19 protein-coding genes are annotated in these 18,713 nt (G+C 63.8%); 9 read left to right on the forward strand and 10 right to left on the reverse strand.

Annotated features, from left to right (window positions below):
* Nucleotides 1-44: 44 nt before the first annotated feature.
* The 3 genes from FHT79_RS24170 (at nucleotide 45) to FHT79_RS24180 (ending at nucleotide 2,018) form a co-directional block, all read left to right on the forward strand.
* A complete protein-coding gene (locus FHT79_RS24170) occupies nucleotides 45-374 on the forward strand; it encodes an NIPSNAP family protein (RefSeq protein WP_063476493.1) in 330 nt (109 codons plus the stop codon).
* Nucleotides 371-721: an antibiotic biosynthesis monooxygenase gene (locus FHT79_RS24175; protein ID WP_183904276.1), complete on the forward strand. Its 351-nt coding sequence runs from the start codon at nucleotides 371-373 to the stop codon at nucleotides 719-721. The genes FHT79_RS24170 and FHT79_RS24175 overlap by 4 nt, the downstream gene beginning before the upstream one ends.
* 142 nt (nucleotides 722-863) lie before the next feature.
* On the forward strand, nucleotides 864-2,018 hold the full coding sequence (locus FHT79_RS24180) for a site-specific DNA-methyltransferase (protein ID WP_047613981.1): 1,155 nt from the start codon (nucleotides 864-866) through the stop codon (nucleotides 2,016-2,018).
* A 116-nt stretch (nucleotides 2,019-2,134) separates the two neighbouring features.
* Here the strand turns inward: FHT79_RS24180 and FHT79_RS24185 are convergent, their stop codons facing one another.
* The 3 genes from FHT79_RS24185 to mutY are packed head-to-tail and all read right to left on the reverse strand — an operon-like array spanning nucleotide 2,135 to nucleotide 4,214.
* A complete protein-coding gene (locus FHT79_RS24185) occupies nucleotides 2,135-2,500 on the reverse strand; it encodes a nuclear transport factor 2 family protein (protein WP_183904277.1) in 366 nt (121 codons plus the stop codon).
* Nucleotides 2,501-2,505: 5 nt separating this feature from the next.
* On the reverse strand, nucleotides 2,506-3,120 hold the full coding sequence (locus tag FHT79_RS24190) for an HAD family phosphatase (RefSeq protein ID WP_097542822.1): 615 nt from the start codon (nucleotides 3,118-3,120) through the stop codon (nucleotides 2,506-2,508).
* 2 nt (nucleotides 3,121-3,122) lie between these two features.
* Entirely contained in the window at nucleotides 3,123-4,214 is a 1,092-nt protein-coding gene (mutY, locus tag FHT79_RS24195; RefSeq protein WP_183904278.1) for an A/G-specific adenine glycosylase, read from the reverse strand.
* A gap of 108 nt (nucleotides 4,215-4,322) precedes the next feature.
* Here mutY and FHT79_RS24200 point away from each other — a divergent pair, with 108 nt between their 5' ends.
* On the forward strand, nucleotides 4,323-4,820 hold the full coding sequence (locus FHT79_RS24200; RefSeq protein ID WP_097542924.1) for a DUF721 domain-containing protein: 498 nt from the start codon (nucleotides 4,323-4,325) through the stop codon (nucleotides 4,818-4,820).
* Between the two features lie 15 nt (nucleotides 4,821-4,835).
* On the opposite strand, the gene FHT79_RS32230 is transcribed toward FHT79_RS24200, so the two are convergent.
* Entirely contained in the window at nucleotides 4,836-5,498 is a 663-nt protein-coding gene (locus tag FHT79_RS32230; RefSeq protein WP_246714047.1) for an RbsD/FucU domain-containing protein, read from the reverse strand.
* Between the two features lie 34 nt (nucleotides 5,499-5,532).
* Between FHT79_RS32230 and FHT79_RS24215 the strand changes: the two genes are divergently transcribed.
* Nucleotides 5,533-6,309, forward strand: coding sequence for a DsbA family protein (locus tag FHT79_RS24215; protein WP_183904280.1), 777 nt, complete (start codon nucleotides 5,533-5,535; stop codon nucleotides 6,307-6,309).
* A gap of 96 nt (nucleotides 6,310-6,405) precedes the next feature.
* Nucleotides 6,406-9,867 carry a chromosome segregation protein SMC gene (smc, locus tag FHT79_RS24220; RefSeq protein WP_183904281.1) on the forward strand — a complete coding sequence of 1,154 codons (3,462 nt, stop codon included), beginning with the start codon at nucleotides 6,406-6,408 and terminating at the stop codon, nucleotides 9,865-9,867.
* 402 nt (nucleotides 9,868-10,269) lie between these two features.
* On the opposite strand, the gene FHT79_RS24225 is transcribed toward smc, so the two are convergent.
* Nucleotides 10,270-10,629 carry a hypothetical protein gene (locus FHT79_RS24225; RefSeq protein ID WP_156148412.1) on the reverse strand — a complete coding sequence of 120 codons (360 nt, stop codon included), beginning with the start codon at nucleotides 10,627-10,629 and terminating at the stop codon, nucleotides 10,270-10,272.
* 223 nt (nucleotides 10,630-10,852) lie between these two features.
* Here FHT79_RS24225 and ppdK point away from each other — a divergent pair, with 223 nt between their 5' ends.
* Nucleotides 10,853-13,561: a pyruvate, phosphate dikinase gene (gene ppdK / locus FHT79_RS24230; protein ID WP_183904282.1), complete on the forward strand. Its 2,709-nt coding sequence runs from the start codon at nucleotides 10,853-10,855 to the stop codon at nucleotides 13,559-13,561.
* An 84-nt stretch (nucleotides 13,562-13,645) separates the two neighbouring features.
* On the opposite strand, the gene FHT79_RS24235 is transcribed toward ppdK, so the two are convergent.
* Both FHT79_RS24235 and FHT79_RS24240 read right to left on the reverse strand, forming a co-directional pair.
* Complete coding sequence (locus tag FHT79_RS24235) at nucleotides 13,646-13,924, reverse strand: hypothetical protein (RefSeq protein ID WP_047613992.1); 279 nt, start codon at nucleotides 13,922-13,924, stop codon at nucleotides 13,646-13,648.
* Nucleotides 13,925-14,070: 146 nt separating this feature from the next.
* Complete coding sequence (locus FHT79_RS24240) at nucleotides 14,071-14,268, reverse strand: hypothetical protein (RefSeq protein WP_012756389.1); 198 nt, start codon at nucleotides 14,266-14,268, stop codon at nucleotides 14,071-14,073.
* 104 nt (nucleotides 14,269-14,372) lie between these two features.
* On the opposite strand from FHT79_RS24240, the gene FHT79_RS24245 reads away from it, so the two are divergent.
* Nucleotides 14,373-14,618: a hypothetical protein gene (locus FHT79_RS24245; protein ID WP_028757164.1), complete on the forward strand. Its 246-nt coding sequence runs from the start codon at nucleotides 14,373-14,375 to the stop codon at nucleotides 14,616-14,618.
* Nucleotides 14,619-14,633: 15 nt separating this feature from the next.
* Here the strand turns inward: FHT79_RS24245 and FHT79_RS24250 are convergent, their stop codons facing one another.
* Nucleotides 14,634-15,026, reverse strand: a complete 393-nt coding sequence (locus tag FHT79_RS24250) for a hypothetical protein (RefSeq protein WP_097595217.1) — start codon at nucleotides 15,024-15,026, stop codon at nucleotides 14,634-14,636.
* A gap of 342 nt (nucleotides 15,027-15,368) precedes the next feature.
* Here FHT79_RS24250 and FHT79_RS24255 point away from each other — a divergent pair, with 342 nt between their 5' ends.
* Nucleotides 15,369-16,280 (forward strand): DUF1499 domain-containing protein, encoded by a 912-nt coding sequence (locus FHT79_RS24255; RefSeq protein ID WP_183904316.1) that lies wholly within the window; start codon nucleotides 15,369-15,371, stop codon nucleotides 16,278-16,280.
* 262 nt (nucleotides 16,281-16,542) lie between these two features.
* On the opposite strand, the gene FHT79_RS24260 is transcribed toward FHT79_RS24255, so the two are convergent.
* Together FHT79_RS24260 and FHT79_RS24265 are read right to left on the reverse strand one after the other, a co-directional pair.
* A complete protein-coding gene (locus tag FHT79_RS24260) occupies nucleotides 16,543-18,264 on the reverse strand; it encodes a DUF4166 domain-containing protein (protein ID WP_183904283.1) in 1,722 nt (573 codons plus the stop codon).
* Nucleotides 18,261-18,713, reverse strand: a complete 453-nt coding sequence (locus FHT79_RS24265; RefSeq protein WP_183904284.1) for a DCC1-like thiol-disulfide oxidoreductase family protein — start codon at nucleotides 18,711-18,713, stop codon at nucleotides 18,261-18,263. The genes FHT79_RS24260 and FHT79_RS24265 overlap by 4 nt, the downstream gene beginning before the upstream one ends.

Raw genomic sequence — 18,713 nt, forward strand, 5'->3', positions numbered from 1 at the left:
GAAAACGGCCCAGGAGAGCACTGAGACAGCAAAGGAGAAACGATATGATCACCTGCTTCATCCGCTATCAGATCGACCCCTTCAAGAAGGAAGCGTTTGCCGAATATGCCCGCAACTGGGGCCAGGCGATTCCGAAGAACGGTGCCGACCTGATCGGCTATTACGGCCCGCACGAGGGATCGGCGACGACGGCTTACGGCGTCTATAATATCGAGAGCCTCGCCGCCTATGAAGCCTATCGCGCCCGGCTGGCGTCCGACCCGCTCGGCCGCGAGAATTACGAATTTGCCCGACGCGAGCGCTTCATCCTGAAGGAAGATCGCATCTTCCTCAAAAATGTCTCCGCCCCTCACGCCAAGCTGGTGCTGCCATGATCGCCGTCATCTTCGAAGTCGTGCCCTATATGGGCGAACGCCACAAATATCTGGATCTTGCCGGCGAGTTGCGCCGCGAGCTCGAAAAGATCGACGGCTTCATCTCGATCGAGCGTTTCGAGAGCCTGACGAACCGCGGCAAGCTTTTATCGCTCTCCTTCTTCCGCGACGAGGCGGCCGTCAAGGAGTGGCGCAATCTCGAGGCGCACCGGGCAGCGCAGCAGGCCGGCCGCGGCGGCATCTTCGCCGATTACCGCCTGCGGATCGCCAGCGTCGTCCGTGATTACGGCATGTTTGAACGCGACGAAGCGCCGGCCGACAGCCGCAGGATTCACGACGCCGCCTGATCGCCGGCGTCGGCAAAGTCTGCCGCTCACTCACCGGCCGGCCGAATAAATTCCCGAAATCGGCCACCGCTTCAGGCTTTGGTAACTAAGTTGCGTAACCATAACGGACAGTTAAGCGTAGAGCGTATGAGTGAGTATCAGAATGGCATCAGTTTTTCCGCTTGCCGACCTCAAGGCTTCCGTCAAGTCGGATTCCCGGCCGGGATCCCGGTCGGATTCCTGGGTTGACACGATCATCAAGGGCGATTGCGTCAGCGCCCTCGAAGCTTTGCCCAGCCACTCCGTCGATATCATCTTTGCCGACCCGCCGTATAATCTCCAGCTCGGCGGAACGCTGCATCGTCCCGATCAGTCGCTGGTCGATGCGGTCGACGACGAATGGGATCAGTTCGCCTCCTTCGAGGCCTATGACGCCTTCACCCGTGCCTGGCTGCTGGCCTGCCGGCGGGTGCTGAAGCCGACAGGCTCGATCTGGGTGATCGGCTCCTACCACAATATCTTCCGCGTCGGCGCCACGCTGCAGGATCTGAACTTCTGGATCCTCAACGACATCATCTGGCGCAAGACCAACCCGATGCCGAATTTCAAGGGCCGCCGTTTCCAGAACGCCCATGAGACGATGATCTGGGCGAGCCCCAACGCCAAGGCCAAGGGCTATACCTTCAATTACGATGCGATGAAGGCGGCCAATGACGACGTGCAGATGCGCTCCGACTGGCTGTTCCCGATCTGCAATGGCGGCGAGCGGCTGAAGGGCGAGGACGGCAAGAAGGTGCATCCGACGCAGAAGCCGGAAGCGCTGCTTGCCCGCGTCATCATGGCCTCGACCAAGCCCGGCGATATCGTGCTCGATCCTTTCTTCGGCTCGGGAACGACGGGTGCGGTCGCCAAGCGTCTTGGCCGCCACTTCGTCGGCATCGAGCGCGAGCAGGATTATATCGATGCGGCCTCGGCCCGCATCGCCGCCGTCGAGCCGCTCGGCAAGGCGGAACTGACCGTCATGACCGGCAAGAAGGCCGAAGTCCGCGTTGCCTTCAACGTGCTGGTCGAAAGCGGCCTGATCAAGCCCGGCCAGGTGCTGACCGATGCCAAGCGCCGCTACAGCGCCATCGTGCGCGCCGACGGCACCGTGGCCTCAGGCGGCGAGGCCGGCTCCATTCATCGTCTCGGCGCCAAGGTGCAGGGTCTCGATGCATGCAACGGATGGACCTTCTGGCATTTCGAAGACGGGCAGTCCCTGCGCCCGATCGACGATCTCAGGTCCGTCATCCGCAGTGATCTGGCAAAGGTGGAGTGAGCACCACCTTCGCAAGATCGAGATACCTTCTTCCGATTTCCCTCCAGTTGCGGGAGAAGGTCAAGGCGCCCGGAGTTCAAGCTCCGGGCGTCTTCTATTTGCGCTGAACTCGGTCATCAGAACTCTTGATAATCGGTGACCTCGACCCGCGTGACGCGCCCTTCCGCATTGAAGGTGATTGTCTCCTCGCCCTCGCGGATCAGCGGCTTGCCCGTCTTGCTGTGGGTGGCGCGCACCGACCAGACCGATCGGCCGGAGAGCGGCGTCAACGTTTCCACCAGCGAATTTTCCGCCGTCTGATCGGGATAGTCGTCGAAATAGCGCCGGAAGGCCGCCATGATCTCAGGCCGGCCGGCAAGACTGCCGACGCCGTTCGAGACATAGGTTGCACCCTCGGCGAAATAGGCCTCGATGGCGGGAAAATCGAGGGCGTTGATCGCGGCGTGAAAACGTTCGATTTCTTCTGCGGGGTCGAAAGCCATGGGTTTCAGACCTTCAATCCGTAAGCGGCGAGATCGCTGCGCAGCTTCTCCGCACCCGAAAACAGCACCGCATTCCAGCCATAGGCCTTGGCGCCTTCGACATTGACCGGCGCGTCGTCGATGAAGATCGTGGCCGCGGGATCGAGGCCGAAGCTTTTCGTATGCGTCTCGTAGATGGCGATATCCGGCTTGATCAGGCCGACATCGCCGGAAACGGTGACGCCGCGCGGTCGGTTGAGGAAGGCGAAGCGTTGCTGCGCCTCGCGGAAGGTGTCGGAGGCGAAGTTGGTCAGCATCGTCACGTCGCGCCCTTCGGCGATCAGCCCTTCCATGATGGCGACGCTGTCCTCATAGGCGTGCGGCACCATCTCGTGCCAATATTTGCGGAAGGCGCGGATCTGTTCCTCACGTGCCGGGTGCTGTGCAATCAGCAGCGCTTCGGCCTCCGCCCAGCTGCGGCCGCGGTCCTGCTCGATGTTCCAGTCATGGGTGCAGATATTGGCGAAGAACCAGTTGCGCTCGGCCTCATCCGGGATCAGGCGGCTGAAGGGAAGATGCGGATCGTAATGAATGAGGACTTTGCCGATATCGAAAACAATATGCTTTATGCCGGTGGTCATGGTCATCCCTTGGATGTTTTAAACGCGAGAGGAATAGCCGCTGCGATCGCTTTTTTCATGACGGTCGGCAGCGCCTGCGCTTCAAGATTTGTAACCGGCTCCCACCATCCGTCATTCGTGCCGACCTTGCCGGCGATCACCGCACGCCAGATCGACAGCCTGAGCTCGAAATGGGTGAAGACGTGGATGACGGTGCCACAGGACTGCCATGCCGCCTCGAAGGGCGCGGCCGCAGCCGAGGTCTCGCCGTCGATGCGCGCCGTCCAGGCTGTCGTCGGCACCTCGGTCATGCCGCCAAGCAGGCCGCTGTCGATGCGCCGCCGCAGCAGGATTTCGCCATCGCCAGTCACCGCGATGAAGGCTGCGCCGTAGCGCACCGGTTTCTCTTTCTTCCCCGCCTTGACCGGAAACAACTCGGGATCGGAAAGTTTGAGCGCCTCGCAGGCACCCCGGAACGGACAGAGCGAACAGGCCGGCCGCTTCGGCGTGCAGATCGTCGCACCGAGATCCATCATCGCCTGGGCGAAATCGCCGGGGCGTTCTGCCGGCGTCAGCAGCGCCACCTTTTCCTTCATCGCGGGCTTTGCAGCCGGCAGCGGTGTTTCGATCGCATAGAGCCTGGAGATCACCCGCTCGACATTGCCGTCCATCACGGCCGCCTGCCGGTTGAAGGCGATGGCCGCGACGGCGGCGGCCGTATAGTCGCCGATGCCGGGGAGCGACCTCAGCCCCTCTTCGGTATCGGGAAAGATGCCGCCATGCTCTGTCGCCACCGCCTCGGCGCATTTCTTCAGGTTGCGAGCCCGGGCGTAATAGCCGAGCCCCGCCCAGGCGGCCATGACAGCGTCGTTCTCCGCCGCGGCAAGATCGGTCACCTCGGGCCAGCGCTTGAGAAACCGCTCGAAATAGGGTTTGACCGCCTGCACCGTCGTCTGCTGCAGCATCACTTCCGAAAGCCAGACGTGATAGGGATCGGCCTTGACGCCGCGGGCCGCCATGCCGGGCGAGACACGCCAGGGCAGGTCGCGGTGGTGGCGATCATACCAGTCGAGGAGGGGCTTTGCCGAGGGCGTGTCGAGTGTGGTGATCGTCATGATTTGCCGCGATGGGGGGAAGTGCCTATACTTGGCGAAGCAATGCCGCGCGATCAAGTCGGCCGCGCCAATTGTCTGTGCGATTGGCGGCGGCGCCCAAGGGTTTCGATGAGTTATCCACGCAAAGATGTAAAGCAGATTTCCGAGCTGGCGAACGGGCTGATCGATCCCGTCCTGGCGCGGCGCGCCGGCATCAACACGGCGCTGCTCGGCTCGTGGAGCGAAATCGCCGGCGAGGATTTCGCCGATTGCACCCGGCCGGAAAAAATCGCCTGGGCCCGCGGCGGCAACGAGGCCGGCGGCTTCCGCCCCGGCGTGCTCACCATCGCCTGCGAAGGCGCGCGCGCGCTGTTCCTCACCCATGCCCAGGGCGAACTCATCCAGCGCATCAACAGCTTCTTCGGCTTCGCCGCCGTCCACCAGATCCGTATCGTCCAGAAGCCGGTCTCCCAAGCTCCCCGCCGTTCCCGCACCCCGGCGCCGCTGAAAGGCGAAGCCGCCCGCAAGCTCGAAGGCATGATGGAGGGGATCGAGAACGACAAGCTGCGCCAGGCGATCCAGCGCTTAGGGACCGCGGTGATGGGGAAGCGGGGGAATCAACGCTGACGTCCAGGACCGCCGCTAAACGACACCCTTCTTCAAGATGAAGTTGCCATAGGGCCGTATCTCCCCTGTCTGAACCACGGCAAAGCAGGCTTCAGCCAGCGGATAGTAGTCAAAGCGCTCGATGGGCCTGCTCGTGATGCTTCGCTTTTCCGCCGTCGAGCAGAGCAATTCCACATCCGCATGAACCGGTAGCATGATGCCGGTCTGATCCGGATCCTCCATATGCATGAGCGGCTGTTCGACGAAATGATCGAGCGGCATGACCGCCAGGATCGCCGCTATGGCGTCTGGCGCGCTGGCCGCGTTCATCGACACGAGTTTGCCGCTGACGGTCTTTTTCGACACGCGGCACGCCGAGAAATTCTTGTCGACAAGCAGGTTTGTCATGATCTCGAGGACATGCCGGAAGGGGGAGCGCCGCGCGAGGATTTTGCCCCGGGCGTGCGAATTCTGGTTTTCGAGCGGCGTGTGACGATCGCTTACCGGATCGTGAAGGATCGGGTGCAGGTGTTGAGACTGTTTTATGCCGGCCGAAATACGCCTTCGGCCTTCCGTGAAAACTGAGAACCGCCGATTTCGGACGCAACGTGCGCTTTTGGTCCCATCACGGTCACAATTCTTTGAAGGAAGTTGGTGATCCGTGGCTTGTGAGCGGCCGCAAGCCGTTATATCGCACAATCACGCCGTCAATCTCATTAGTTATGGGGAACCCATGCAGATGTCCGAAATGCAACTGACGAAACGCCGCCTGCTCAGCGGTATCGCCATCGCCGCAGCTGCCGTCGCGCTTGTCGCCTGCAACGACAGCAAGGACGCTGCCGATGCTTCGTCTTCCGGCAAGACCATGGCCGACGGCACCAATGTCGACACCATGCAGACGGCGGCCACAGCGGCGACCGACATGCCGGAGTCTGACGGCGATGTCGATATGGCCGAGGTGCTGAAGCCCGGTGCGCTGCCGGAAATGGCGCTGGGCAAGTCCGACGCCCCGGTCAAGATCGTCGAATATATGTCGATGACCTGCCCGCATTGCGCCCACTTTCACAACACCACTTTCGACACGATCAAGCAGAAGTACGTCGACACCGGCAAGGTGCAGTTCATCATCCGCGAATTCCCCTTCGACCCGCGCGCCGCCGCAGCCTTCATGCTCGCCCGCTGCAGCTCTTCCAATTCGGAACAGTTGAGCACTCCGGAACAGTATTTCCCGATGGTTTCGATGCTGTTCAAGCAGCAGCAGATCTGGGCCGCCGCCGATGACGGCCGCGCCGCACTGCTGCAGATGTCGAAGCTTGCCGGATTCACTGAGGATAGCTTCACGAAATGCTTGACGAACCAGAAGCTTCTGGATGAAGTGAACGCCACGCGGGAAAGAGGTTCCAAGGATTTCGGCGTCAACGCCACCCCGACTTTCCTCATCAATGGCAAGCGCTACTCTGGAGACATGCCGGTTGACACCATGTCCAAGCTCATCGACAGCCTGCTCTGAACCGGATCGTTTCGATAGAACGGGCGACGGCGAAAGCCGTGCGCCCGTTTTTTTGTGGCTGCGTGACAAGCCCGCCCGGCACGCCGGAGCTTCTGCATGAAGTTCAACAAGCTGCGCCTGGTCGGCTTCAAATCCTTCGTCGAGCCGACGGAATTCATCATCGAACGGGGGCTGACCGGCGTCGTCGGGCCGAATGGCTGCGGCAAGTCGAACCTCGTCGAGGCGCTGCGCTGGGTGATGGGCGAGAATTCCTACAAGAACATGCGCGCCTCCGGCATGGACGACGTGATCTTTTCCGGTTCCGGCAACCGCCCGGCGCGCAACACCGCCGAAGTGGCGCTCTATCTCGACAATGGCGAGCGCACCGCGCCGGCCGCCTTCAATGACAGCGACGAGATCCAGGTCACCCGCCGCATCGAGCGTGAGCAGGGCTCGCTCTATCGCATCAACGGCAAGGAAAGCCGTGCCAAGGATGTGCAACTGCTGTTTGCCGACGCCTCCACCGGCGCGCGTTCGCCGTCGATGGTCGGGCAGGGGCGCATCGGCGAGCTGATCCAGGCCAAGCCGCAGGCCCGCCGCCAGCTGCTGGAAGAGGCGGCCGGCATATCGGGCCTGCATTCCCGCCGCCACGAGGCCGAACTGCGGCTGCGCGCCGCCGAAGGCAATCTCGAGCGCCTCGACGATGTCACCTCGCAGCTCGAAAGCCAGATCGAGAGCCTGAAGCGCCAGGCCCGCCAGGCCAACCGCTTCAAGACGCTGTCTGCCGACATCCGCGCCCGCGAGGCGATGCTCTTGCATATCCGCTGGGTGCAGGCCAAAGAGGCCGAAGCCGAGGCCGACAGCGCGCTGAACCAGGCGACATCAGTCGTCGCCGAAAAAGCGCAGCTGCAGATGGAGGCAGCGAAGAACCAGGGCATCGCCAGCCTGAAGCTGCCGGAACTGCGCGAGGGCGAGGCCCGCGCCGCCGCCGCGCTGCAGCGCCTGCAGATCGCCAGAAGCCAGCTCGAGGAAGATGCCGGCCGTATCCTGCGCCGCCGCGACGAGCTGACCCGCCGACTTGCCCAGCTTGCCGAGGATATAAGACGCGAGGAGCGGCTGGTGGCCGACAATGCCGTCATCCTGGCCAAGCTCGATGCCGAAGAGGCGGAGATTGCAGAAATCCTCGCCGATTCCGGCCGTTATGCCGAGGAGACCCGCGAGGCATTCGAGGGCGCGGCGGCCAAACTGGCCGATAGCGAGCGCATCTTCACCCAGCTGACAGCCGAACGCGCGGAAGCCGCTGCCGGCCGCAACCAGCTGGAACGCGCCATCCGCGATCTCACCGACCGGCGGATGCGTCTCGAACGGCAGATGGATGAGGCAAACCACGAACTCTCCGCCATCGGCGAGAAGATATCAGGCCTGCCCGATCCGGACGAAAAACGCGCCATCGTCGAGGCCGGCGAAATCGCCGTCGCCGACGCCGAAGCCGCCGTCCAGGTGATCGAACAGGCGCTGGCATCAGCCCGCCAGACCGAGGCGCTGTCGCGCGCCCCGGTCGATCAGGCCCGCTCGAGCCTGAATGCGCTTGAAACCGAGGCGCGCACCATTTCCCGCATGCTCGCCGCCGGTGCGGCCGCCGGCAAATTTCCGCCGGTTGCCGACGAGCTGAAGGTCGATCGCGGCTTTGAAACGGCGCTGGGTGCTGCGCTTGGCGACGATCTGGAATCGCCGCTCGATGCCGAGGCCCCGGCCCATTGGTCGGTCAATGGCGACGGCGCCGCCGATCCGGCGCTTCCCACCGGCGTAACAGCGCTGCTCGACCATGTCCGCGCGCCGGCGGCACTGACCCGCCGCCTGCGTCAGATCGGCCTTGTCGCGGGAGCGGAAGCGCAGTCGCTGATGGCGGCGCTGAAAACCGGCCAACGGCTGGTGACGAAAGAGGGCGCCGTCTATCGTTGGGATGGCCATGTCACCGGCGCCGATGCCCCGAGTGCCGCCGCGCTCCGCCTTGCCCAGAAGAACCGCCTGGCCGAACTCGAAGGCGAAGCGACCCTTGCCCGCGACGTGCTTGCCGAAGCCGAGGAGCGGCAGGCGGCGGCCGCTGAGGCGATCCGCGCCGAGGAGCGCCGGCTTGCCGAGGCGCGCGACATGAGCCGTCTGTCGGCGCGCCATCTCGCCGAAGCCCGCGATGCGCTTGCCGCCGCCGAGCGTGCCTCCGGCGATCTCATCCGCCGCCGCGACGTCGTCAGCGAGGCCGCCAGCCAGCTGCGCGCACAGCTGGAGGAGATCGCCGTCCAGGAGGAAAATGCTCGCATCGAGCTGGAGGACGCGCCCGATCTCACCGCGATCGACGAGCGGCTGCGCTTCCAGCAGGCCGAAGTTGCGACCGATCGCGGCGCGCTCGCCGAAAGCCGCGCCCGCCATGAAAGCCTGGCCAGGGAAAACGACGCCCGCCAGCGCCGCATCATGGCGATCGGCCAGGAGCGCGAGACCTGGCGCCAGCGGGCGGCAAGCGGCGAAGATCATGTCGCCACGCTGCGCGAGCGCGAGGAAGAGGCGCGCGAAGAGGCAGCCGAGCTCGAACTGGCGCCGGACGAATTTGACGACAAGCGCCGCGCTCTGCTCAGCGAATTGCAGAAGGCCGAGGAGGCGCGCCGCCAGGCCAGCGATCTGCTGGCTGAGGCAGAACGCATCCAGCGCGAGGCTGACCAAAAGGCGACGACGGCATTGTCGGAACTTGCCGAATGCCGTGAACGCCGCGGCCGCGCCGAGGAGCGCCTCGTCTCTGCCCGCGAGAAGCGGCAGGAAAGCGAAGGCCGCATCCGCGAGGTCCTGAACGTCGCCCCCCACGAGGCGCTGCAGCTGACCGGCCGCCCGGCCATGCAGGCGCTTCCCGATCCGCGCGAGGTCGAGCGCGAGCTGGAGCGTCTGAGGATCGAGCGCGAGCGGCTCGGCGCCGTCAACCTGCGCGCCGACGAGGAGCAGAAGGAGCTGAGCGAGAAGCTCGAAGCGCTGATCAAGGAGCGCGACGACGTCATCGATGCGATCCGCAAGCTGCGCGGCGCCATCCAGAGCCTCAACCGCGAGGGCCGCGAGCGGCTGATCGCCGCCTTCGACATCGTCAACGCCCAGTTCCAGCGGCTGTTCACCCATCTGTTCGGCGGCGGCACCGCCGAGCTGCAGCTGATCGAATCCGACGATCCGCTCGAAGCCGGCCTCGAAATCCTCGCCCGCCCGCCCGGCAAGAAGCCGCAGACCATGACGCTGCTATCGGGCGGCGAACAGGCGCTGACGGCGATGGCGCTGATCTTTGCCGTCTTCCTCACCAATCCGGCGCCGATCTGCGTGCTCGACGAAGTGGATGCGCCGCTCGACGACCACAATGTCGAGCGCTACTGCAATCTGATGGACGAAATGGCGGCCTCCACCGAGACCCGCTTCGTCATCATCACCCACAATCCGATCACCATGGCCCGCATGAACCGCCTGTTCGGCGTTACCATGGCCGAGCAGGGCGTCTCCCAGCTCGTTTCCGTCGACCTGCAGACGGCCGAGCGCCTGCGCGAGATTGCCTGAGGTTTTGTAGGGGAGAGCCTTGCGGTGTCTCTCTGCCTTGGGGAAGAGTGACATTTCTTATTTGCACAGGCCGGCAGTGCTTGCGCGGTGGATCCTCGGGCCAAGCCCTGGGATGACGGAGTGTGGGGAACCTGCTGACCAAGACAATGCTCCGGGCGTCTCCACTCTTGCCGTCGCGCCCTCCGTCTCCGTCATGCTCGGGCTTGACCCGAGCATCCATGCAGCCGCCGGCCCAGACGCAATTTCAGCAAAGGTATGGTGCGGTTTTGCGCCCAGAAATTGCGTAAAATCAAATGGAAGGAAATAAACACCAAAAAAGGTCGGCTTCCCAGCGTCCCGTACCCCATTTGGGTGATGCTCTTTTCGCTGACTTGCATTAGAAGTTGTTTCAACGCAACCTAATTACTTTGCTGCAAAGCGAGCGATCAAAGGTTGTGAGTTGTCGAATTTACGTGCGGTTTTCCGGGCGAGGGCAAGAACCGGAAACCGTTGGAGCAATTCCAGGAGAAGCAGCGATCTGTTTTCCCCGGAATTGCGTAAAACGAAGGTCAGAACGGTTCTCTTTACAAAAAGTTGAACCGTTCCTGGGTTGAGGGACCCCCCGTCCGGTTTTCCTGGCCGGACGGAAACAAGGCTTTGCGGGACATTGTTGCAGTCCCGCAAAGCTTTTTTTATGCCTTCTCTTATGTCCGGGCGATGTTTCAATCGTTTCGCCTCTGGCGGCAGCCAAGATTTATTGTGCAACGCAACATTTTGCCGCATTTGTCGATTTTCATTTCAACTCCAAGGCATTAAGCTGATAACTCAGACTGATGACACTGCCTGCCTGCTTCTCTTTCGTCACGCTCGGGCTCGTGCCCCGGCATCTGCAACCGATCTACGCAGCAGATCCTCGGCACAAGGCCTGGGATGACGCCGAGAAAAGAGCGAGCTTTGTCAACAAACTGAGGGATTGAGCTGATCCCGGTTTGGTGTTGGGGGGAAGATGACCAAGTGGGTCTATAGGTTCGGCGACGGGCAGGCTGAGGGCCGGGCGCGCGATCACGAGATTCTGGGCGGCAAGGGCGCCAATCTCGCGGAGATGTGCAGCCTCGGGCTGCCGGTGCCGCCGGGGCTGACGATCGTCAGCGATGCCTGCGACACCTATTACAAGAACGGCCGCCGCATCGAGGAGGCCGTGAAGGCCGAGGTCCGCGCCGGCATTGCCGAGATAGAGGCGATCACCGGCCGCCATTTCGGTTCCGTCAGCCAGCCGCTGCTCTTGTCGGTGCGCTCCGGCGCCCGCGTCTCGATGCCGGGCATGATGGACACGGTGCTCAATCTCGGCCTCAACGACGAGACGGTGCAGGCGCTCGGCCATGATGCCGGCGATGCGCGTTTTGCCTGGGACAGCTACCGCCGCTTCATCCAGATGTATGCCGATGTCGTCATGGGTCTCGGCAACGACGCCTTCGAGGAGATCCTGGAAGACGAGAAGGCCAAGCTCGGCCATGAATTCGATACCGAACTCAGCGCCTCGGAATGGCAGCATATCGTCTCGCTCTACAAGAAGCTGATCGAGGAGGAACTGGAGCAGGAGTTCCCGCAGGATCCCGAAGTCCAGCTCTGGGGTGCGGTCGGCGCGGTCTTTTCCAGCTGGATGAGTGCGCGCGCCGTCACCTACCGCCAGCTCCACAATATTCCGGAAGGCTGGGGCACGGCGATCAACATCCAGGCGATGGTCTTCGGCAATCTCGGCAATTCTTCGGCCACCGGCGTCGCCTTCACCCGCAACCCCTCGACCGGCGAGAAGGCGCTGTACGGCGAATTCCTGGTCAATGCCCAGGGCGAGGATGTCGTGGCCGGCATCCGCACGCCGCAAAGCATCACCGAGGAGGGGCGGATTTCCTCCGGCTCCGAAAAGCCCTCGATGGAAAAGCTGATGCCGGAGGCTTTTCGCGAGCTCTGCCGCATCTGCACCGAGCTCGAGATCCACTACCGCGACATGCAGGATATCGAATTCACCATCGAGCGCGGCAGGCTGTGGATGCTGCAGACCCGTTCGGGCAAGCGCTCGACGCGGGCAGCGATGAAGATCGCCGTCGACATGGTCGATGAGGGCGTGATCACCGAGGACGAAGCGGTGCTGCGCATCGAACCATCCAGCCTCGACCAGCTGCTGCATCCGACGATCGATCCGCGTGTCACCCGCCAGGTGATCGGCACCGGGCTGCCGGCCTCGCCCGGCGCTGCCACCGGCGCCATCGTCTTCACCGCGGAAGAGGCCGTCGAGGCGGAATCCGAAGGCCGCAAGGTCATCCTGCTCCGAGTCGAAACCAGCCCCGAGGATATTCACGGCATGCATGCCGCCGAAGGCATCCTGACGACGCGCGGCGGCATGACCAGCCATGCGGCGGTCGTTGCCCGCGGCATGGGCATCCCCTGCGTCGTCGGCGCCGGCACCATGCGCATCGATCAACGCAACGAGCGGCTGCTCGGCGTCGGCGTCACCCTGAAGAAGGGCGACATCATCACCATCGACGGTTCGGCCGGCCAGGTGCTGAAGGGCGAGGTGCCGATGACCCAGCCAGAGCTGTCGGGCGATTTCGGCCGCATCATGGGCTGGGCCGATCGCGCCCGGCGCATGACGGTGCGCACCAATGCCGATACGCCGGCCGATGCGCGCGCCGCCCGCTCTTTCGGCGCCGAGGGCATCGGCCTTTGCCGCACCGAGCACATGTTCTTCGAAGGCGAGCGCATCCATGTGATGCGCGAGATGATCCTGGCCGTCGATGAAAAGGGCAGGCGGGTGGCGCTCGACAAGCTCTTGCCGATGCAGCGGCTGGATTTCACCGGCCTGTTCACCGTCATGCACGGCCTGCCGGTGACGATCCGCCTGCTCGATCCGCCGCTGCACGAATTCCTGCCGAAGACCGACGACGAGGTGGCCGAGGTCGCTTTCGCCATGGGCATGGAGGCGACCGTGCTGCGCCAGCGCGTCGATGCGCTGCACGAGTTCAACCCGATGCTCGGCCATCGCGGCTGCCGGCTGGCGATCTCCTATCCCGAAATCGTCGAGATGCAGGCCCGCGCCATCTTCGAGGCGGCGATCGCCGCAGCTCAGGAGACCGGGGCCGCCGTCGTGCCGGAGATCATGGTGCCGCTCGTCGGCCTGCGCTCCGAACTCGATTACGTCAAGGCGTGTATCGACGCGGTGGCCGGCAATGTGATGAGCGAGGCCGGCATGAAGATCGATTATCTCGTCGGCACGATGATCGAGCTGCCGCGTGCGGCCCTTCGCGCCCATGTGATCGCCGAAGCCGCCGAATTCTTCTCCTTCGGCACCAACGACCTGACGCAGACCACCTTCGGCATCTCGCGCGACGACGCCTCGGCCTTCATCCCCACCTATCAGCGCAAGGGCATCATCGAGCACGATCCCTTCATCTCGCTCGATTTCGACGGGGTCGGCGAATTGATCAGCATCGCCGCCGAACGCGGTCGGCGCACCCGCAACGACATGAAGCTCGGCATCTGCGGCGAACATGGTGGCGACCCGGCCTCGATTCGCTTCTGCGAAACGATCGGCCTCGATTATGTCTCCTGCTCGCCCTTCCGCGTGCCGATCGCCAGACTGGCGGCAGCGCAGGCGGTGATCTCAGGTGGTCTGGAAGAGATCCGGCGGGGTCCGAAAGACCTGCGGGGAAGCTTGTAAGACAGTCGGTGGCGCGTAAAAAAGATAGTGCGGTTCTGCGCTTCCGTTAAAAGCGGAACCGCGGGGCAGGGGTGTCCGCGGCACTCAGTGATGATGCCGCCAGTGATCGCGGTAGATATACGGCCCGTTCAGATCCCAGGCCATGCTCTGCATCAGCTCGGCGCTCTGCGCCCGTGATTCGGCCCGCCGGTCGAGTTCGATGCGCTGCAGGCAAGTGGCAAAACCATCCGTGCCGCGCCGGAAGCCGTAGCCGAGGCAGCGCTGCTCATCCGCCGCCCGCCGCTCCTCCGGCGTCATCGTCTGGCAGGCGGAGAGCCCAGCGATGATGGTGGCCAGGGCGGTGATGAGAAGGGGATAGCGCATGGGTTTATTCCTTGGAATGCATTTCCCAGAGGAAAGTCCTTTCAGCCGATGCCGTCAAGCCGCCCTTGGCTGGGGAGATTGTCGAGAGCGGCCCCTCATCCGCCTGCCGGTGCCGACCGGGGTCGAGCCACGTGTCTCGGCTATGTCTACGCCGCCCCGGCCGGATCCCCGATCGGCAGCAGCGCTGGATTGAGCGGCGGATCCTGCGGGTTCTTCGTATCGGCCGGGTCCTGCGCCGGCGTCAGCGGCGGTTTTTGCTGGATGGGGTCGGGAATGCCGGGGGTCGGCGTCGGGCCGCGCGGCGTATCGGCATTGGGTGTCGGGATCGGGTCTTTGTTGGGCATGAGTGCCTCCTTTTCGAAAAAGGAACGGCATCGTCCGCATATGGTTCCACTTTCGCCACCGGACATTCCTCTGTATGAGGGGACTGGAAAACACTGGAACGAGCATGGCCATTCGCGATCGATTTTCGAAGAAACTGAGCTGCCCACAATGCGGCAATGAGGGCTTTGCCGAAGCCTCGGAAGTCGACGATCCCAAGCGCAAGCACCCGGATTTCAAGGTCGATCAGCTGCCGCGCGGCTTCGGCGTGCAACGGCCTGCCAATCAGCAGGAAAATTTCGTGATCAAGTGCGAATGCGGGCGCAAGTTTCCCTTCCGCAGCGTTGCAGAAGCCGCGGCCGAGCGTCGCTAAATGTTGATCTAGAACCTAGATCCGCTCCAGCAATTCGACAAAGGCATCGGCGAAACGCACCAGCGGCGCGGTGTCTTCATCCGGCGCCTGCATGCGGATCTCCGTGCCGTGGTCATCGAGCAGCGCCAGCACGACGCGCATCGCCTGGCCGTCGCCTGGAATGCGCAGCACGGCGATGCGGCGGCAATCCTGGACGAGGCCGGAGGCCGGCAGGTCGAACAGCAATTCGCCGCCGGAGCGTTCCGCTGCCCGGCGCACCGCCTCGCAGAAGCCAGCCTCGCCGCCGGTATAACCTTCGAGCGAAAGTTCGAGCTCGAGCAGCTCCATCGGCAGCGTCGGTTCGGACTGGTGGTCGATCCCGCCAAGCGCAGACGCCTGCGGCCTTTCTGCTATCTCGGGTGAAATCATCCCGTCTCTCCTGTCTCTCTATCGGAGATGAAACCGCGGCAGAATGGCCTTTTTTTGGCATATCAGCAAGGGCTTATGAAGCAGCCCCCGTTTCGTCATGGCCTTCGCCGTGGATTCAAACGCAATGCTTCAGACAATGGTTTCGATCTAGCCGAATCTTGCCCCGGGTCCGGATGATTTTGGGCCGGGCCGGCCTAAAATCTGAATCCGGATCTAAATCAAAGAATAGAGCATGATGTCGTCCGAAAACCGCTTCACACTTTTCGGCATCATGTTCTAAACAGGGGTGAGGCGATTTGCGTGGTCGAACGCGCGGGCGCTGACGAGCAACCGGTAAGTTTAATGGCCATCCGCTTCGACCGTCCCGTTTCCAGCGCCGCCCGCTTTTCGCGGCTGCTCGGGGCGTTTTCCCTGGTGCTGGCGCTGGCGGTGATCATCGCCCACCGCTTCGGCGGCCTCGCCACGCCCTATCTGGTGCTGCTGCTGATTGCCGCCGCCGGCTGCGCGCTGCTGGCCGCGATGCTCGCCGCCCTCGGGCTGCGCAGCCTCTGGATGACGGGGGCCGAAGGCGGGCTGGCGGCGCTGGCAGCACTGATCTATGCCGCCTTTCCGTTGGGCCTCGGCGCCTTTGCCACCGAGCACTATCTGACGCTGCCTGATATTTACGACGTCTCCACCGATCCGGTCTCCGCACCCGACTGGCTGTCGCCGCCGCACTCCGACCAGATCTGGCTGAAGCGCAATCCGGAGGTGACGCCGGAGGATCGCGAAAAGCAGCTCACCGCCTATCCCGAACTCACCGGCCGGCGTTATGAAGGCGCGCTCGACCGCGTGCTGGAAGCAGTCCGCAAGGTCGCCAAGATGAGCGGCATCACGATTACCCGCAGCAATGGCGACACCGAGCCCGGCCGCGATCCCGAGGAAATGCCGGTCAAGCCGCCGCAGCCGAGCGACGATGCCGTGGCCGATGCGCCCGATATCATCCCCGTGCCGACGCCGCGCCCCTATGACGACGACGTCGCCAAGCTGATCCGCGGCGCCAACGGCGTGACGCTGCAGGGCACCACCCGCACGCTGATCCTCGGCCTGCGCTTCGATATCCTGATCCGCCTGCGCGAAGAGGCTGAAACCACCTTCGTCGACATCCGTGTCGCCTCCCGCTACGGCCAACACGACCTCGGCTTCAGCGCCGAAATCGCCGGCGATTATATGAAGGCGCTGGATGCCGAGCTGCTGGGAATTGCGGGTGGGTGAGCCGCGGTGCCGCCGCAGGCGGCAGCAATCGATCCAGTGAATCGATTGCAGCGGCGAACGCCCTGAGCCCAAGCGAAGGGCCGGGATAGGGTGCGGCAAACTCGACGCCCTGCGAGCCGCAGCCTCTCGATTCCCTCTTTTCCCCGAGAGGAGAAGAGATTTGCGGCAATCTCTCCGTTCCTCGCTCGCTCTCGCAGGGTTCGACCTCACTAAGGTTAGGGTGAGGGGCAGCCATCCGCGCAAACCGACAGGCACATCACCGTCACCCCTCCACCACCAACCACCCCGTATACCGCACCACCAACCCCGTCAGCCGCCCACCAATCTCCACATGAAAGTGGAACCGCCCATCCCGCTCCTCCTCATACGTATCCCCGCCCGGCGCCAGAAACATCGGCAGCGGAATCCCGCAAAACCGCCAGCCGCGCACGACGAGCCGCAGCTTCTCCCCATCCGGCACCGGCGCCATCAGCACCCGGAACGGCCCGAACACCTCGGCGAGCAGATGCCGGTCGCGGCCCAGGCCTTCGGCCTGCCAGCTGCGGAACACCTTGCCGCCGAAATCGCGGGTCCAGATCTCCCTGTCGCCATCGCTCACAAAACGCACCGTGACCGGCACATCCTCGCCCGCTGGGGGAAAGCCGATGACGCCTGCGACGATCCGCGCCAGCAGCCCGCCGCCGCGCTCGATCCGCGCCCGGCCGGAGGCGACGCGGGCGCCGCCGGCATGCAGGGCTGATAGGGCGGGCGGCAGCCGCTCCCAGGCGCTGCCGAGAATTCTGTGGTAGAGCGGCAGGGGCGCCTCGTTTTCCATCCGGATGCCTGACGTGATCTGAAAACGCCGGAGGGCCGCTTCGAAATCTGCAAGCTGCAATTCCCCCGCCGCCGGTCGCGCGCCATTCTCCGGCCGCGTGCCGGTCAGCAGCCGGCGCACCAGCGCGTCGACGCCGATGATGGGAATGAACGGCCCGTCATCACCTTCGGCAATCAGATGCCATCCAGCTGTCAGCTTGCTCCCCGCGTGATCGACGCCGGCGACGCGGACGAACATGCCGCCGCGATGTTCGCCGATCGCGAAAGCATGGCTCGCGCGCTGCAGCAGCCGCGCAAACGGCAGCAGCGATGGCAGCAGCCGGAGGTGGACGAGCCGTGCGGCCAGGCTGAGCAAGTGCTGCAGCGGCTGCGGCTCTGTGCCGACCCCGGTGAAGCTGGATTTGAGATCGGCAAGATGCTGCGGCAGCAGCGCCAGATCCGGCGCATCGACCAGCAGGAACTTGCGGCTGCGCAGCGGCGGAACCCCCGGCGGCGCCACCGTCACCCGCATCGCATCGATCAGCCCGCGCCCGGCAGCCGGCCGCCCATCGCGCAGCACCGTCACTTGTCTGCCGGCATAGGTCGCGATTGCTCTCACGACATTGAGCCCGATCCGCACATGCGCCGACGGGGCAATGCCCGCCGCGACATTGTCGATCCGGGAGAAATGAGGCGCCATTGCATTAAGTGCCGCGAAGGAGAGGGCGGGCAGGCTGCTCAGCCCCGAGAGCGCGAAGGTGCCCTTGGCCTTGGCCGCAGCATCGAGCCCATTGACGCCGGCGACAAAACCGGTGCTATCGGCGATATCGGCATAATCGATGCTCAGATCGATGCAGGCCTCGACCACCTTATAGGCATCCTTCCCGAAGGTCTGGAACGGCCCCGAGGCATCGACGACGAGATGAGGCCTCAACCGCGTCAGCTGTTCGGTGAGATCGCCGTCTCGGTCGAAGCTGACGGCCTGCACCATGGCGCCGAGATTGTTGCTTCCCAGGCCCTCGGCTCCATCTTTCGGCGTCCTGAGATCGGCAACGAAATCGTCAGCCTTTTCAAGCGAGCGCCCGGCAACCAGGAGCCTGAGCCTGGGTTGATCGCCAAGCAGCCGGGCAAGCCGCCCGCCAAACGTGCCGTAGCCGCCGATGATCAGCAGCGAAAACCGGTCGTCGCTCATGTGATGAAGCGGCTTCGCTGCTCCGGCGTCGGCACCATGCAGCTTTGCCGCCCGGCAATCTTCAGCCGGTTGCGGGCGATGAATTCATAGAGCGCATCGGCCGCCCGCCGCGGCAGCAGCCGGAAGAGCTTGACCAGCGAATAGGGAAAGCCGAGGCCCGCCACCATGCGGATCGAGCCGTCTGATTTGAAGAAGGCGCGGCCGTTTTCGATCAGGATATTGGTCTCGTAGTCGCGCGCATGCAGCCCGTAATGCCGGTAGAGCGCTTCGCCGAGCGGCGTCTGCGCCGCCAGAAAGCGATATCGCCGCTGCCTGTCATGTTTCAGCGCGAATTTCACCCAGCCGGAGCAGAATACGCATTCGCCATCGAAGACGATCAACGGCCGGTCATCGGCAAAGGCCGGCACATCGGCATCGTCGCGATAGCTGTAATCGGCTCGGGGCGTCAT

The sequence above is a fragment of the Rhizobium sp. BK212 genome (genome assembly GCF_014197475.1).
Lineage (GTDB): Bacteria > Pseudomonadota > Alphaproteobacteria > Rhizobiales > Rhizobiaceae > Rhizobium > Rhizobium anhuiense.

Bases quoted from the DNA above. Each gene is read 5' to 3' on its own strand.
- FHT79_RS24225 (WP_156148412.1), bottom strand. From the start codon at position 10,629: ATGCGGCAAAATGTTGCGTTGCACAATAAATCTTGGCTGCCGCCAGAG.
- smc (WP_183904281.1), top strand. From the start codon at position 6,406: ATGAAGTTCAACAAGCTGCGCCTGGTCGGCTTCAAATCCTTCGTCGAG.
- FHT79_RS24200 (WP_097542924.1), top strand. From the start codon at position 4,323: ATGAGTTATCCACGCAAAGATGTAAAGCAGATTTCCGAGCTGGCGAAC.
- FHT79_RS24255 (WP_183904316.1), top strand. From the start codon at position 15,369: ATGGCCATCCGCTTCGACCGTCCCGTTTCCAGCGCCGCCCGCTTTTCG.
- FHT79_RS24250 (WP_097595217.1), bottom strand. From the start codon at position 15,026: ATGATTTCACCCGAGATAGCAGAAAGGCCGCAGGCGTCTGCGCTTGGC.
- FHT79_RS24170 (WP_063476493.1), top strand. From the start codon at position 45: ATGATCACCTGCTTCATCCGCTATCAGATCGACCCCTTCAAGAAGGAA.
- FHT79_RS24190 (WP_097542822.1), bottom strand. From the start codon at position 3,120: ATGACCACCGGCATAAAGCATATTGTTTTCGATATCGGCAAAGTCCTC.
- mutY (WP_183904278.1), bottom strand. From the start codon at position 4,214: ATGACGATCACCACACTCGACACGCCCTCGGCAAAGCCCCTCCTCGAC.
- FHT79_RS24235 (WP_047613992.1), bottom strand. From the start codon at position 13,924: ATGCGCTATCCCCTTCTCATCACCGCCCTGGCCACCATCATCGCTGGG.
- FHT79_RS24260 (WP_183904283.1), bottom strand. From the start codon at position 18,264: ATGAGCGACGACCGGTTTTCGCTGCTGATCATCGGCGGCTACGGCACG.
- FHT79_RS24215 (WP_183904280.1), top strand. From the start codon at position 5,533: ATGCAGATGTCCGAAATGCAACTGACGAAACGCCGCCTGCTCAGCGGT.
- FHT79_RS24180 (WP_047613981.1), top strand. From the start codon at position 864: ATGGCATCAGTTTTTCCGCTTGCCGACCTCAAGGCTTCCGTCAAGTCG.
- ppdK (WP_183904282.1), top strand. From the start codon at position 10,853: ATGACCAAGTGGGTCTATAGGTTCGGCGACGGGCAGGCTGAGGGCCGG.
- FHT79_RS24240 (WP_012756389.1), bottom strand. From the start codon at position 14,268: ATGCCCAACAAAGACCCGATCCCGACACCCAATGCCGATACGCCGCGC.
- FHT79_RS24175 (WP_183904276.1), top strand. From the start codon at position 371: ATGATCGCCGTCATCTTCGAAGTCGTGCCCTATATGGGCGAACGCCAC.
- FHT79_RS24245 (WP_028757164.1), top strand. From the start codon at position 14,373: ATGGCCATTCGCGATCGATTTTCGAAGAAACTGAGCTGCCCACAATGC.
- FHT79_RS24265 (WP_183904284.1), bottom strand. From the start codon at position 18,713: ATGACGCCCCGAGCCGATTACAGCTATCGCGACGATGCCGATGTGCCG.
- FHT79_RS24185 (WP_183904277.1), bottom strand. From the start codon at position 2,500: ATGGCTTTCGACCCCGCAGAAGAAATCGAACGTTTTCACGCCGCGATC.